Raw genomic sequence first — 14,673 nt, 5'->3', positions numbered from 1 at the left:
GGGCCTATCCCGGCCGATCGTCCGGAGGATCGGCGATGAGGTCCCTCGATACCTGCCTTTTCGCCGCCCTCGACCTGGAGACGACGGGACTCTACGCCTCGAAGGATCGCATCGTCGAGATCGGCGCCGTCACCTTCCGGCGGGGCCGCGTCGTCGGGCGCTTTCAGACCTTCGTCGATCCCGGACGGGCCATGTCGGAAGAGGTCATCGCCGTTCACGGCATCACCGACGCCATGGTGGCCGGCGCTCCCGACGTGACGGAGGCTTTGCCCCGCCTCCGCGCGTTTCTGGGCGAGGCCCTTCTGGTGATCCACAACGCCGCCTTCGACCTCTCCTTCCTGGCCACGGCCGATCCCTCCTGGGTTCCCTGGCGTCCCGGCGTCGTCGACAGCTGCGTCCTGGCGCGCCGGGCCTTTCCCCAGGAAAGGCGTTACGGCCTGGCCCATCTCGTCGGAACTCTCGGCCTGGACGTCTCGGCCAGTCACCGGGCCCTGGCCGACGCCGACGGCGCCCGCCAGCTCTTCGAGCGCTCCCTCGACGTCCTGGGAGAAGCGGCGGCGACGGCCGAAGAGCTTCTGGACCTGGCGGCTTTCGATTTCGCCGCCGCGGAGAAGACCGTCGACGCCGCGATCCGAGGCCTCGTCGAGGAGGCCCTTCGCGAGGGACGCGAGCTTGTCATCGCCTACCGCGATGCCTGGGGGCGTCTGACGGAGCGCCGGGTCCGGCCCGAGGGGCTCGCCGGATGGCCCGTCCCTCAGCTCGAGGCTTTCTGCTGTCTCCGAAAGGGGCTGCGCCATTTTCGCCTCGACCGCATCGTCAGGGCCCGTTTTGCCGAGTGAGAGGGGGCAAGTCGCCCCGCCGGTGTGTCGCCGGACAATGGTATTGTCACTCGTGAAGAGGACAGGGAAAATGTCACTTATGACGACCAGGAGAGACCTACTCATGAAGACAAAAGAAGCAAGGCGCTTGGGGTTGGTGGAAGAGGCTGTCGCGGGCAACCTGACGGTTCAGGAGGTGGCCGATCGGCTCGGTCTGAGCCGCCGTCAGGTCTTTCGGCTCAAACGACGCTACCGGGAAGAAGGAGCGCAGGGGCTCCTGCACAAGGGACGAGGCAAACCGTCCCGGCGCAGAATCTCTCAGGAGACACGGGATTTCGTCGTCAGTCTGGCCAAGGGTCTTTACAGGGATACGAGCTGTCAGCACATGGCCGAACTCCTTGCCGAAGAGCATGATCTCGTGCTGAGCGCCAAGAGCATCGCCCGTTTCCTTCGCGCGGAGAACCTGTCCCTCGTTCATCGCCACCGGGCCCCGAAGCGGCGTTCCCGCAGGGTCCGACGGTCCCGACGAGGCGATCTGGTCCAGATGGACGCCTCTCCTTTCGATTGGTTCGAGATCGGTGAGCGTTGCACTCTCCACGGCGTGATTGACGATGCCACAGGAGAGGTCCTCGGTCTGTGGATGGCCAGGAATGAGTGCCTCTTCGGCTACTTCCGCGTGCTCCGTCAGATGCTTGATCGCCACGGCGTGCCTCGCGAGCTTTACGCCGACCGCCACACCATCTTCCTTTCTCCCAAGTCGGAAAAACTGACGATCAAGGAGGAGCTGGAGGACTCGGCGCCTGTAACCCAGTTCGGCCGCGCTCTGGAGGCTCTCGGAACTCGCTATGTCCCTGCAGGGTCTCCCCAGGCGAAGGGGCGGATCGAAAGGCTCTGGGGAACTCTTCAGGATCGTCTCGTCGTCGCCTTCCGACGGGCCGGAGTGAAAACGATCGAAGAGGCCAACGTCCTGCTCGCCGCCTACCCGGGAGAGGTCCATAACCCGAGGTTCGCTCGTCCTCCCGCAGAGGGGGCATCTGCCTTTCTCCCTCCGCCGGACGGCCCCGCTCTCGATCTCCTCCTGACTCGCCAGACCGACCGGAAGGCCTCGGGAGACTCGACGATTTCCCTCGACGGAAAACAGTACGCCCTGATAGGCCCCCGCAGACGCCCCCTGCTTCTTGCCAGAGGACAGGCGGTCAAGGTCATCGAGAAGCTCGACGGGAAACTCCTGGCTCTTGTCCATGACGGGCTCTACGATCTCGCAGCCGTCGACAAAGAGCCCCCTGCGACTCCCCCGCCTGTCATCGAGACGAAGACAGGCACTCCATGCAAAACGAAGAAGCAGAGGAAGCCGGCGGCAGACCATCCCTGGCGACAGAATCCCGCTCCTCCTGCCGCGGCGGTCGGCACCGAGCAAGGGACGGGTTCCCCTCCCTAGAAGGACCTCCGCCGCGGAGGAAAGCCAAGGCGGGCTGTTGACGGGGGCGATTTCAGCCCCTCGAAAGCGACACTTTCATTGTCCCTCAGACCCTCTTTTTAGATGACATTTTTAGTGTCCCTTGACACGCGCAGATAGGCCGGTGTCGCCGGACAATGGTATTGTCACTCGTGAAGAGGACAGGGAAAATGTCACTTATGACGACCAGGAGAGACCTACTCATGAAGACAAAAGAAGCAAGGCGCTTGGGGTTGGTGGAAGAGGCTGTCGCGGGCAACCTGACGGTTCAGGAGGTGGCCGATCGGCTCGGTCTGAGCCGCCGTCAGGTCTTTCGGCTCAAACGACGCTACCGGGAAGAAGGAGCGCAGGGGCTCCTGCACAAGGGACGAGGCAAACCGTCCCGGCGCAGAATCTCTCAGGAGACACGGGATTTCGTCGTCAGTCTGGCCAAGGGTCTTTACAGGGATACGAGCTGTCAGCACATGGCCGAACTCCTTGCCGAAGAGCATGATCTCGTGCTGAGCGCCAAGAGCATCGCCCGTTTCCTTCGCGCGGAGAACCTGTCCCTCGTTCATCGCCACCGGGCCCCGAAGCGGCGTTCCCGCAGGGTCCGACGGTCCCGACGAGGCGATCTGGTCCAGATGGACGCCTCTCCTTTCGATTGGTTCGAGATCGGTGAGCGTTGCACTCTCCACGGCGTGATTGACGATGCCACAGGAGAGGTCCTCGGTCTGTGGATGGCCAGGAATGAGTGCCTCTTCGGCTACTTCCGCGTGCTCCGTCAGATGCTTGATCGCCACGGCGTGCCTCGCGAGCTTTACGCCGACCGCCACACCATCTTCCTTTCTCCCAAGTCGGAAAAACTGACGATCAAGGAGGAGCTGGAGGACTCGGCGCCTGTAACCCAGTTCGGCCGCGCTCTGGAGGCTCTCGGAACTCGCTATGTCCCTGCAGGGTCTCCCCAGGCGAAGGGGCGGATCGAAAGGCTCTGGGGAACTCTTCAGGATCGTCTCGTCGTCGCCTTCCGACGGGCCGGAGTGAAAACGATCGAAGAGGCCAACGTCCTGCTCGCCGCCTACCCGGGAGAGGTCCATAACCCGAGGTTCGCTCGTCCTCCCGCAGAGGGGGCATCTGCCTTTCTCCCTCCGCCGGACGGACCCGCTCTCGATCTCCTCCTGACTCGCCAGACCGACCGGAAGGCCTCGGGAGACTCGACGATTTCCCTCGACGGAAAACAGTACGCCCTGATAGGCCCCCGCAGACGCCCCCTGCTTCTTGCCAGAGGACAGGCGGTCAAGGTCATCGAGAAGCTCGACGGGAAACTCCTGGCTCTTGTCCATGACGGGCTCTACGATCTCGCAGCCGTCGACAAAGAGCCCCCTGCGACTCCCCCGCCTGTCATCGAGACGAAGACAGGCACTCCATGCAAAACGAAGAAGCAGAGGAAGCCGGCGGCAGACCATCCCTGGCGACAGAATCCCGCTCCTCCTGCCGCGGCGGTCGGCTCCGAGCAAGGGACGGGTTCCCCTCCCTAGAAGGACATCCGCCGCGGAGGAAAGCCAAGGCGGGCTGTTGACGGGGGCGATTTCAGCCCCTCGAAAGCGACACTTTCATTGTCCCTCAGACCCTCTTTTTAGATGACATTTTTAGTGTCCCTTGACAAAGTCGCCCCGCCGGTGGTGACTTTTTCCCCGGTACGATGTAAAATCGTCTCTGCGGGCCGGTAGCTCAGTTGGTTAGAGCACACGGCTGATAACCGTGAGGTCAGTGGTTCGAATCCACTCCGGCCCACCATGAAGTCCGCAAGAGGCGCCCCTCCCTTGGAGGGGCGCCTCTTTTCGTCCGCGGCGGGGGAAGCCGCTCTTCAGCGCCGGCGCAGGGCCGTCAGGGCCAGAGGCAGGAGAAGGAGCGCCGCCGAGAGGGGCGTGCCCAGGGAGCAACCTCCCGACGACGAGCTGCCGCCGTCGGCGGCCAGGCCCAGATCGACGTCCTTGAAGGTCAGAGTGACGGGGGCGACGTCGGCGGCGACGTTGAAGAAGGAGTAGATGTCGAAGCCCCGGGCTCTGTCGCGGATCCAGTAGCCTTCCGTGTTCTCCTCTTCGGAGAAGAAGGCGAAGACGCCCTCGGCGCCCGCTTCGGTGATCTCCGAGAGGGAGAAGCCGTACGCTCCGTCGGCGTCGTTGTCGACGAGGTCTTCCGTGACGGTGCGGTAGAGTTCGTCGCCGTCGAAGAGGGCGTTGCCGGGACGCTGTTCCGAGACCCAGTAGTAGGAGACGGCGATGACGTCGTCTTTGTCCTCGGGGGCCGTGAAGCGCCCCGTTCTTCCGTCGAGGCCGTCGCCGAAGCTCATGTAGGAGAGGACCATGTCCGACCGGTCCAGCGGACCCGCGGCGAGGGGCTCGGCCGCCCTGGCGTCGACGATGTAGGTCCCCCCGTTGCCCAGGGCCCGGATCGATTCGCCTTCGATGAAGAGGGCGCCCTCTCCGTCGGGGCCGAGGGCCATGCGGTTGGCCGCCGCCGAGGCGGCCATGAGGAGGCCGCCGTACCCCTTGGCGCGGGCCTCGGGCACGACGAGGGCTCCGCGTAGGTAGTCCGAGGGGAGGAGATCGGCTCCCGCCGAAAAGACGAGCTTTTCCGGATGGAGGAGGGGAGCGTTGCCGGCGACGGGCTCGACGCGCAGCCCTCCGAGGAAGGAGGCGGCCTCTCCCGTCGCGGCGAGGAGGACCGATCGGCCGAGATCGGCCAGATCGCCCGAGAGGGTGTCGAAGAGGTCGGCGAGGAGGGCCTCTTCGCCGCCGGCGATCCAGACGGCGGCCTTGCCGTTCAGATCGGAGGCCCGCAGGTTCTCGGCGTCGACGATCGCCGGATCGGCCCCGTGAGCGGTCAAGAGGGCGGCCAGGGTGACGATGTCCCCGTCGCTCCGCCGCGCCGAGGGGACGACGAGGAGGAGATTGTCGCCCAGGTCGGGAGAGAGGGCGTCGAGGAAGGTGCCGACGATTTCGTCGCCGCCGCTCCCGAAGGCCTCGCCTCCCGCGATGAGGACCTTGTCGCTGGCGGCGAAGGCCGCCGATGCAAGCAGTGCCGCTCCCAGAAATCCCAGGAGGAGCCGGGAAATGACCTTTCCGTTCATGTCCTTCCCTCCTTTACTGGACCGATACCGCAAAGGGCACGATATCGACGATCACGTTCAACGCCGTGTAGGGGCAATAGCTGTCGAGATGGGGGTGTTCCCCGCCGGGGGAGAGGGGAAAGTCGCTCCGCTCCGTCCCCTTGTAGCCCACGGTGTCGGTGCCTTTGCGGAAGGTCCAGCGGATGCCCGATCCGGCCTGGGGCCTGCCCTCTTCGATGGCGACGGAGAAGGAGATGCCTTTGCAGCTGTCGGCGCTGCTGTCGACGAGGCCCTTCGTGACCATGTCCAGGAAGGTGTAGGCCGAGAAGAGATCCGTCTCGAGGGGCCGCTCGCCGTAGGCCGGTTCCTTGATGAGGCTCTTCCCCGGAGCGGGACGGGCCTCCCCCGTGGCCAGATCGAAGCCGTCGCCGTCGTCGAGGTAGTGGACGCGGACGCCGACGACGCCCATGTAGTCTCCCTCCCTCTTCCACCGGGCCCGGGAGGTGTCGACGATGAAGGCGCCCGTCTCGCCCACGACGGAGAGGTCGTCGCCCTTCACGATGAAGGCCGTGTTTTCGTCGACGCCGATGCCCCTGTCGTGGCCCGCCTCGTTCTCCAGGCAGGCGACGATGAGCCGGGCCAGGCGGCCTCGGGCCAGGAGGTGCTGATCGGAGATGGTTTCCTCCATGAAGCCCAGTCCCTGGGCCAGCCCTCCCTCGTCCTGCGATGCCAGGTAGTCGGGACCCTTGGAGATCCAGAGGATGGGGTCGCCGCCGGTGAGCATGGGATCGCTCATGATCGCCGCTCCGGCGCTGGTCCCGGCGACGACGACGTCGTCGGAGGCGGCCAGGGCGGAGCGGATGTTCCGGAGGAGAGGGCTCTCCGTGCCGTCGTCGGCGACGAGACAGGTCATGATGCGGGCCTGATCTCCGCCGGTGAAGAAAAAGAGATTCCGCTCCCTGGCGTCCTCGGCCAGGGCCTCGTCCCAGGCGCCGTCGCGCCACGTCGATTCGTCGATGTCGTCCGTCCCGTCGTCGTCGACGACGGCCACGGGGTAGAGCCGGCACTGTTCCGCCGTGACGCCGTAGAGGAGAAAGTCGCTGATGTAGAGGTTGCCGCTTTCCGTGGGCGTGGCGCTCGCCGCGGGGATGATGGCGATCCGGGCCTTTTCAGCCCCTCCCACGGCGTCGAGCATGGCCTTGTAGACCTTTTCGTTCTGCGTCTCCTGTCTTCCTCCGATGACGACGAGCGTTCCCGCCTCCAGGGCCGTTCCCGGGAGGAGATACAAGGCGATCCCCAGCAGGAGCGGGATCAGGGCGTTCCGTCTGCGCATGACGATACCTCCATGAGAGTTTCGGATGTGTCTCCCGGCTTCGGGGCCCTCGACGCCGGGCAACGGGGTCGTCTCCGGTCCGGCCCCTGGGGGCCGGACCGCGTTCTTCTGTCGGTCGTTTTTTCTCAAACCTTCTCGAAGGTTCCGAAAAGAAGGGGCTCTCCGTCGCGGACCATGAGGCGTCCCCGGGCGACGACGGTGCGGATCGAAAGAGAGCTTTCGTCGACGAGAACCAGGTCGGCGTCGGCCCCCGCCTCCACGTGGCCTTTCCGGCCCGGCAGCTTGTGCTGGTCCGCCGGGGAGGAGGTGATGACGGCCAGGGCTGTTTCGAGGGGGATCTTCTCGTCGACGACGGCGTCCCGCACCTCGGGCCAGATGGAATGGGAGCGGCCGATGGAGAGGCCTTTGAAACGGCCCTTTTCGTCGAAGTCGGGCAGGCTTCCCTGTCCGTCGGAGCTGAAAGAGATCCGTTCCGACGGAACTCCGGCGTCGAGGAGGCGCCTGAGGGCCAGGCTGCACTTGACCTCTCCCTCGGCCAGGAAGAGGGGCGTCGTGCTCGTCGTCATGTCGACGTGACCTCCGGCCAGGGCGTAGCCGATGGAGGCCTCGAAAAGGTCGGGGTTGCGGTTCAGGTGGGTCGGCAGGAACTGCGCCAGGGTGATCTCGCTCGTGTCGGCGATGTCGAAGAGCATGTCCAGCTTGCCCGGCCCGTCGCCGAGGTGGACGTTGACGATGCCCCCCTTGCCGGAGAGCATGGCCGCCACGCGGGAGGCCGCGGCGATGCGGAGGAGCTCCTCCTTCTGGGGCTGGGAGGAACGGTGATCCGAAAGGGCCACCTCGCCGACGCCGATGAGCTTGTCGATGAGGACGAGGTCGTCCTGGACGTGGCCCGTGAAGGGGCGGAGGGGAAGCTGGTAGGAGCCCAGGAGGGCCCAGGCGCTGAGCCCCTCTTCCTCCAGGGCCCGGGCCTTGGCGATGAGGCTGGCCGTGTGGCGCGTCACGCAGTCGGTCCCCAGGACGCCGATGACGGAGGTGACGCCCGCCAGGGTGAGGTCCGTCAGGACGATCTCGGGCGTTCGGGTGCGGAAACTGCCCTCGCCGCCGCCGCCGATGATGTGGACGTGGTTGTCGACGAATCCGGGGAGGACGAGATGGCCCCGGCCGTCGACGATCTCCAGGCCGGGCAGGGTCGCCCGGGCCGGAAAATCACGGCCCATCCAGGCTATTTTTTCTCCGGCGATGAGGATGTCCTGCCTTCCCAGAGGTCGAGGGGCGTAAACTTCGGCGTTTTCGATGAGAAGAAACATGATTCCCTCCTTGGGCGTTCTCCGTTCCGATGGGTGTCAGTGACTCCGGCCGCGAAAGATGACCTCGGCCCTTTCCGTGACGAGGGAGATCCGGTAGGCCCGCGTCGCGGCCAGGTGGTCGCGGGCCGCGGCGGCCGCGCCAAGGGGGTCTCGGCGGGCGATGGCCTCGACGAGGCGCCCGTGTTCGTCGGGCGTGTTGTGCCCCCTCGTGCGCTCTTCCTCCTCCGTCGTGAGGGGGTGGAACTCGGCCAGGTAGTTGACGTAGAGCTGCGACCGCCAGAAGACGGGACGGAAGGCCCGTTCCAGATAGCGGTTGGCGGCGATGCGGACGATGGCGAAGTGGAACTCGACGTTGATGTCGTAGTAGTCGTGCTTGCGCTCCTCCCGGGAGAAGAGGCGCTCCTTCTCGTTGAGGGCCCTCAGGCTGTCGACGTCCTCCTTGCGGGCCTCTTCGGCGGCCAGAAAGGCGGCCTTCGATTCGAGGATTTCCCGCATCTGGAAGACCTCCCTCATGTCTCCGGGCGAGAGGTCGGGAACGCGGTACCCTCTTTTGCCCGGAGGGCTTTCGAGGACGCCTTCGGCCACGAGGCGGGCCAGGGCGTTGCGCACCGGCGTCCGGGAGAGCTCCAGCTCGGCCCCCAAAGTCGTCTCGAAGAGGATGTCTCCGGGCAGAAGCCTTTCCTGGGCCATCTGGTCAAGGACGTGCCAGAAGACCACCTCGTAGGCCTGAAGGGGACGTCCGTCGGAAGACGGCCTTGTCAATTTTTGTACCCCCTTTCCCATTAATGGGTCCATTGTGCTATTATGTACCCGTAGTGTAAAGGCTCTGTCTTTTCTGTCAAGTCGCAAACGAGGGCCTCTCCCCGCGTCCGGAGGAGGAGCCCTTCATCGGAGAGAAACTGTGGGCCGGGAAGACGAGGGAGGTGTTCCGATCGACGGAAAGGTGGTCCGAAGGCGCTTCAGGGAGCGGTACCGTTCACGTCCCGATAGACGGAAATGATTTTTGAGGAGGGAACAGGCGATGGCAAACCGGAAAGAGACTCCCCTCGCGCCCAAGGCGACGCGGGTGCCCGATACGTACATCATCATCTTTTTCGTCGTCCTTTGCGCGGCTTTGTTGACCTATCTCATCCCCGTGGGGACCTTCGAGACCCACGAGATCTCCTATCAGATGGGAGAGAGCACCAAGACGAGGACGGTCCTCATCCCCGAGACCTTCAAGATCGTCACCGACGAGGCGGGCAATCCCGTCAAGCAGGGGATCAGGCTCTTCGAGCCCTTCGGCGAGGTGGGCGTCCTCAACTACGTCTTCGAGGGCTTCGTCTCCGGCAGCAAGTGGGGATCGGCCGTGGGCGTCATGGCCTTCATCCTCGTCATCGGCGGCGCCTTCGGCATCATCCTCAGGACGGGAGCCGTCGAGGCCGGCCTCTACAAGATGCTGGCCAAGACGAAGGGGGCCGAGGCGGCCATCATCCCCGTCATGTTCTTCCTCTTCTCCCTGGGCGGGGCCGTCTTCGGCATGGGCGAGGAGGCCATCCCCTTCGTCATGATTCTCGTCCCGGCCTGCGTCGCCCTGGGTTACGACTCCATAACGGCCCTGCTCATCTCCTACGGCGCCACCCAGATCGGCTTCGCCACGTCCTGGATGAATCCCTTCAGCGTCGCCATCGCCCAGGGAGTGGCTCAGATCCCTGTCCTCTCCGGAGCGGCCTTCCGCATCGCCCTCTGGGTCGGCTTCACCCTGCTGGGCATCGTCTTCACCTGGATCTATGCCCGAAAGGTCAAGGCCAACCCCGAGAGCTCCCTGGCCTATGCCTCGGACGCCTTCTTCCGCGACGATCTGGCCAAAAACAAGGAGGTCCAGGCCGAGTTCGGGCTGGGCCACAGCCTGGTCCTGCTGACGCTGACGGCGGGCATGGGCTGGGTCATCTGGGGCGTCGTCAGGCACGAGTACTACATCCCCGAGATCGCCACGCAGTTTTTCGTCATCGGCCTGATCTGCGGCGTCATCGGCGTCCTCTTCAAGCTGGGCGGGATGACCTGGAACACCATCGCCGAGAGCTTCCGCGACGGGGCGAAGGATCTCGTCGGCGCCGCCATGGTCGTCGGCATGGCCAAGGGGATCATCCTCGTCCTCGGCGGCGATTCGCCGACGGCGGCGACGGTGATGAACACCGTGCTCCACTCCGTGGGCAACATGATTTCGGGCCTCCATTCGGCCGTTTCGGCCTGGATCATGTACGTCTTCCAGTCCGTCTTCAATTTCTTCGTCGTCTCCGGATCGGGTCAGGCGGCCCTCACCATGCCTCTCATGGCCCCTCTGGCCGATATCGCCGGCGTGACCCGTCAGGTGGCCGTCCTGGCCTTCCAGCTCGGCGACGGCCTGACGAATCTCATCGTCCCCACTTCGGGCGTCCTCATGGCCTGCCTCGGCGCGGCCCGCCTCGACTGGGCCACCTGGGCCAGGTTCCAGATCAAGTTCCAGGGCCTTCTTTTCGCCGTCAGCTCCGTCGTCGTCGTCGGCGCCGTCCTCATGGGCTTCAAATAGGCTTTCCCGGCGGCCGGAGGCGAAGAACAAAGGACGAAGAGGCGCCCCGACAGGGGCGCCTCTTCGTCCTTTGCCGGCTATTTGCCGACGCAGAAGCGGCTGAAGATCCGTTCCGCCAGCGCGTCGTCCCCGTCGAGGAAGAGAAGGCGATCCAGAGCCGACCGGGCCTCGGTCAGGTTGGCTGCGGCCACGTCTTCGCCCAGTCCTTCCCGGACGAGGCGACGGGCCTCGTCCAGGGCCGATCGGGCCAGGCGGAGCTCTTCGAGCTGCGATGCCGAGGCGTTGAGGGCCTCGTCGAGGAGGCCCGAGCCGACGACGGTGTCGACGACGGTCTCCTTCAGGGCTTCGATGCCTTCCCCTTCGCGGGCCGAGAGGCGCAGCACTCCCAGGGAGGGCGAGAGGGCCCGGGCCTCGTCGTCGCCGACGCGATGGGGGAGGTCGGACTTGTTGACGAGGGTCAGGTGGGGCCTGCCGACGAGGCGCGAGGCGGCCCGCCTGTCGTCGTCGTCGAGAGGGGCGCTGCCGTCGAGGACCAGAAGGGCCAGATCGGCCCGTTCCAGGGCCTCCATCGTTCTGTCGATGCCCAGGGCCTCCACCTCGTCGAGGGGGACCCGGAGCCCCGCCGTGTCGAGGAGGTGGAGGGGGACGCCTCGGTGGGAGAGGGGCGCTTCCAGGACGTCGCGCGTCGTCCCCGCCACGGCCGTGACGAGGGCTCTGGGGCGGGCGAGAAGGGCGTTGAGAAGGGACGACTTGCCCACGTTGGGTTTGCCCACGAGGGCGACGGCGATGCCCTGGCTGAGGAGGAGCCCCGTGCGGCACCGGTCGAAGAGGAGGTGGGCCTCTCCGCTCAGAGAGCGGAGCTCCTCGACGAGCTCCGGGCCGGTCAGGGGCGGAAGCTCCTCGTCGGGGTAGTCGAGGCCGGCCTCGACGAGGGCCGACAGGTCGAGAATCTTCTCGCGGAGGGTCGCCGCGCGCCGCGACAGGTCTCCTGCGAGGCTTTTCTGGGCCGCCTTCAGTCCCGCCTCGCTCCGGGCCCTGATGGTGGCCAGGATGGCCTCGGCCTGGGCCAGATCGATGCGGCCCGACAGGAAGGCCCTCTGGGTGAACTCGCCCGCCTTGGCGGGGCGGGCTCCGAGGGCGTGGAGCCGCTCCAGGCAGAGCCGGGCGGCCATGTTGCCGCCGTGGCAGTGAATCTCGGCCATCTCCTCGCCCGTGTAACTCCGGCCCGGGGCGAACCAGACGGCCAAGACCTCGTCGAAGGGCTCGCCTCTCTCGTCGACGAGGCGGCCGTGGCTCATGAACCGCGGTTCCGTCTCGGCCAGGGGCCGACGGCCCCGGAAGAGACAGTCGGCCCACCGTCGCGACTGGGGGCCCGAGAGGCGGACGATGGCGATGGCCGACTCGCCCAGGGCGGTGGAGAGGGCGGCGATGGTCTCGTTCTGCAAGGAGTCACCTTCGATCGCGGTCCGAAAGGGGAGGCGCCCGAGGGGAACGGGGCGCCTCACTTGGGGGAAAAGGCTAGCTGAGACGTTCCCTCATGGCCTGGCCGAGACGGCTCGCGCCTTCGTCGATCTCCTCGGACGAGGCGAAGGTGAAGCAGAAGCGGCCGTTGTGGATGCCGCCCTGGCCGACGTAGAAGGTGTGGCCCGGCACGAAGGCGACCTTTTTTTCGATGGAGGCGTCGAAGAGGTCCGTCGCGGCGATGTTCGGCGTCTCGAGCCAGTAGAAGAAGCCGCCCTGAGGCGTGACCCAGCGGACCTCGTCGAGGGGCAGGTGGCGCCGGAAGGCCTCTTCCATGGCGTTCCGCTTCTTCGTGTAGTGGGCGATGATCTTGGGGAGGAAGGCGTCGAGATGGCCCAGGCGGCAGTACTCGTAGACGAGGGCCTGGGCGACGACGCTGGTGCAGACGTCGACGCCCTGCTTGAAGACGGTCATCTTGCGGATCAGTTCGGCCGGGCCGGCGCACCAGCCGATGCGCGTTCCCGGAGCGAGGATCTTGGAGAAGGAGGCGGCGTAGAGGACCATGCCCCTGTCGTCGAGGGAGAAGAGCGTCGGCAGATGGTCGCCGTCGAAGCGGACATAGCCGTAGGGGTCGTCTTCGAGGATGGGAACCCCGTAGCGGTAGGCCACGTCGAGAAGGGCCCGACGGCGCTGCAGCGAAAGGGTGCAGCCCAGGGGGTTGTGGAAGTTGGTGATGGTGTAGATGTACTTGATCGTCTCGCCCCGGGCCCGGAGGGCCTCGATCTTGGCGGGCAGGGCCTCGACGATCATGCCCTCTCCGTCGCAGTCCAGGGTCTCGAACCGGGCGCCGTGGTTGTGCATGTTCAGCGTCGAGCCCATGAAGGAGGGCTCTTCGACGAGGATCACGTCGCCTCTGTCGACGAGGGCCCAGTTGAGCAGGTCGACGACCTGCGTCGAGCCCGAGGTGATGAGAAGTTCTTCCGCTTTGAGGACCCGTCCCATGCGGGGCGCCGTCCAGGTGGCGAGGAATTCCTTCAGGGGGCCGTAGCCCTCGGTCGTGCCGTACTGGAGGACGTCGCGGCCGGAGCTGCGGAGAATGGACGAGGCCTCGTTGAACTGTTCCACGGGAAAGATGGCCGGGTCGGGCATGCCGCCGGCGAAGGAGATCATCCCCGGCTGACGGATCAGGTGGAGCATCTCCCGGATCGGAGAGGGCTTGATGGCCCCCGCCGTCTGACTGAAAAGAGCCTCCCAGAACTGGCTCACCTCGCATCGCCTCCTCGTCGGATTGTCACCGGATTATAGCAGAAGGGACCCCTGGGGGCCCCTTCTGGTCCGTTCTGTTTTCGGTTATCCCTTCAGGTCGGCGATGGCCTGGGCCAGGCGCCGGGCTCCCTCGTCGATTTCCTCCGTCGAGGCGAAGGTGAAGCAGCTCCGCAGGTTCTCCTCGCCTCCCTTTCCGCTGGGGAAGAAGGAGGTTCCGGTGACGAAGGCCACGTTTCTCTCGATGGCCTTGAAGAAGAGTTCCTTCGTGTCGACGCCGGGCAGGGTGAGCCAGAAGAAGAAGCCTCCCTCGGGCTTGACGAAGCGCACGTCGGCGGGAAGGTGTTTCTCGAAGGCCGCCGCCATGGCGTCGCGCTTGCGGCCGTAGTGGGCGACGATCTTGGGAAGGAATCCCTCCAGGTTGCCCTGGCGGCAGTATTCGTAGACGAGGCCCTGGGCGACGACGCTGGTGCAGAGATCGACGCCCTGTTTGACCATGACGAGGCTCCGGATCAGCTCCCTGTCGCCGACGGACCAGGCGACGCGCGTTCCGGGGGCGAGGATCTTCGAGAAGGAGCAGGCGAAGAGGACGAGTCCTTCGTTGTCCATGGAGAAGATCGTCGGCAGATGGTCGCCGTCGTAGCGGAGATGGCCGTAGGGATCGTCCTCGAAGATGAGGATGCCCTCTTTCGAGGCGATTTCGAGGAGCTTCCTGCGGCGCTCCACGGAGAGGGTCACGCCGGCGGGGTTGTGGAAGTTGACGATGGTGTAGATGAACTTGACCTTTTTGCCCTCTTTCCGGGCCCTCTCGATCAGCCCGGGGATGGCGTCGACGACCATACCCTCCTCGTCGCAGGGGCAGGTCAGGAAGGAGACGCTGTGGTTGCGCATGGTGTGGATCGAGCCGGGATAGGTGGGCTCTTCGACGATGACGTAGTCGCCGGCGTCGACGAGGGCCGAGCAGAGCAGGTCCATGACCTGCTGGGATCCCGTGGAGATGAGCATCTCCTCCGGTGCGGTGACGCGGCCCATGCGGGGGGCCATCCACTGGGCGATGTACTCCTTGAGGGGGGCGAAGCCGTCGGTGGCCCCGTACTGGAGGACTTCCCTGCCCCTTTCGGTGAGAATCGTCGAGGCCCGGCCGAACTCGGCGACGGGGAAGATGGCCGGGTCGGGGTTGCCTCCGGCGAAGGAGATCATGCCCGGCTGGCGGGTGTACTTCATAAGCTCCCGGATGGGCGACGGCTTCAGGCCCGCTCCGACCGTCGAATAGAGTTCTTTCCAATCGATTCTGCTCACGGCTTGTATCCCTCCTGAAAGTCTCGTGGTTCGCCCAGCGGCGCAGAGGCGACGCCCCATGTATAGCATATTCGGCCGTGAAAGTCTTCCCGAGAGG

11 protein-coding genes and 1 tRNA gene are annotated in these 14,673 nt (G+C 65.6%); 5 read left to right on the top strand and 7 right to left on the bottom strand.

What is annotated here, in order from left to right:
• The first annotated feature begins 35 nt into the window (after positions 1-35).
• The 4 genes from KAR29_RS06350 to KAR29_RS06335 all read left to right on the top strand — a co-directional run bounded on the left by KAR29_RS06350 (position 36) and on the right by KAR29_RS06335 (position 4,050).
• Positions 36-839 (top strand): 3'-5' exonuclease, encoded by an 804-nt coding sequence (locus KAR29_RS06350; RefSeq protein WP_274374769.1) that lies wholly within the window; start codon positions 36-38, stop codon positions 837-839.
• 37 nt (positions 840-876) lie between these two features.
• On the top strand, positions 877-2,256 hold the full coding sequence (locus KAR29_RS06345; protein WP_311135620.1) for an ISNCY family transposase: 1,380 nt from the start codon (positions 877-879) through the stop codon (positions 2,254-2,256).
• Between the two features lie 155 nt (positions 2,257-2,411).
• Positions 2,412-3,791: an ISNCY family transposase gene (locus tag KAR29_RS06340; protein WP_311135602.1), complete on the top strand. Its 1,380-nt coding sequence runs from the start codon at positions 2,412-2,414 to the stop codon at positions 3,789-3,791.
• Between the two features lie 182 nt (positions 3,792-3,973).
• Positions 3,974-4,050 (top strand) — tRNA-Ile (locus KAR29_RS06335).
• A 70-nt stretch (positions 4,051-4,120) separates the two neighbouring features.
• On the opposite strand, the gene KAR29_RS06330 is transcribed toward KAR29_RS06335, so the two are convergent.
• The 4 genes from KAR29_RS06330 to KAR29_RS06315 form a co-directional block, all read right to left on the bottom strand.
• Positions 4,121-5,386 (bottom strand): hypothetical protein, encoded by a 1,266-nt coding sequence (locus KAR29_RS06330; RefSeq protein ID WP_274374768.1) that lies wholly within the window; start codon positions 5,384-5,386, stop codon positions 4,121-4,123.
• Positions 5,387-5,399: 13 nt separating this feature from the next.
• On the bottom strand, positions 5,400-6,698 hold the full coding sequence (locus KAR29_RS06325; RefSeq protein ID WP_274374767.1) for a cyanophycinase: 1,299 nt from the start codon (positions 6,696-6,698) through the stop codon (positions 5,400-5,402).
• A 125-nt stretch (positions 6,699-6,823) separates the two neighbouring features.
• Positions 6,824-8,005 carry a beta-aspartyl-peptidase gene (gene iadA / locus KAR29_RS06320; protein WP_274374766.1) on the bottom strand — a complete coding sequence of 394 codons (1,182 nt, stop codon included), beginning with the start codon at positions 8,003-8,005 and terminating at the stop codon, positions 6,824-6,826.
• Between the two features lie 36 nt (positions 8,006-8,041).
• Positions 8,042-8,767: a GntR family transcriptional regulator gene (locus tag KAR29_RS06315; RefSeq protein ID WP_274374765.1), complete on the bottom strand. Its 726-nt coding sequence runs from the start codon at positions 8,765-8,767 to the stop codon at positions 8,042-8,044.
• A gap of 259 nt (positions 8,768-9,026) precedes the next feature.
• On the opposite strand from KAR29_RS06315, the gene yfcC reads away from it, so the two are divergent.
• The gene (gene yfcC / locus KAR29_RS06310) at positions 9,027-10,553 is read left to right on the top strand and encodes a putative basic amino acid antiporter YfcC (protein ID WP_274374764.1); all 1,527 of its coding nucleotides are present in this window, start codon (positions 9,027-9,029) and stop codon (positions 10,551-10,553) included.
• Between the two features lie 77 nt (positions 10,554-10,630).
• Here yfcC and mnmE read toward each other — a convergent pair whose 3' ends face one another.
• The 3 genes from mnmE to KAR29_RS06295 all read right to left on the bottom strand — a co-directional run bounded on the left by mnmE (position 10,631) and on the right by KAR29_RS06295 (position 14,576).
• The gene (gene mnmE, locus KAR29_RS06305) at positions 10,631-11,998 is read right to left on the bottom strand and encodes a tRNA uridine-5-carboxymethylaminomethyl(34) synthesis GTPase MnmE (RefSeq protein ID WP_274374763.1); all 1,368 of its coding nucleotides are present in this window, start codon (positions 11,996-11,998) and stop codon (positions 10,631-10,633) included.
• 73 nt (positions 11,999-12,071) lie between these two features.
• Positions 12,072-13,280, bottom strand: a complete 1,209-nt coding sequence (locus KAR29_RS06300) for an aminotransferase-like domain-containing protein (protein ID WP_274374762.1) — start codon at positions 13,278-13,280, stop codon at positions 12,072-12,074.
• Positions 13,281-13,364: 84 nt separating this feature from the next.
• A complete protein-coding gene (locus tag KAR29_RS06295) occupies positions 13,365-14,576 on the bottom strand; it encodes an aminotransferase-like domain-containing protein (RefSeq protein ID WP_274374761.1) in 1,212 nt (403 codons plus the stop codon).
• Between the last annotated feature and the right edge of the window lie 97 nt (positions 14,577-14,673).

The organism is Aminithiophilus ramosus (assembly GCF_018069705.1).
GTDB lineage: Bacteria > Synergistota > Synergistia > Synergistales > Aminithiophilaceae > Aminithiophilus > Aminithiophilus ramosus.
Note: the sequence above shows the minus strand (reverse complement) of the source record. Positions and strands in the feature narration are given on the sequence as shown.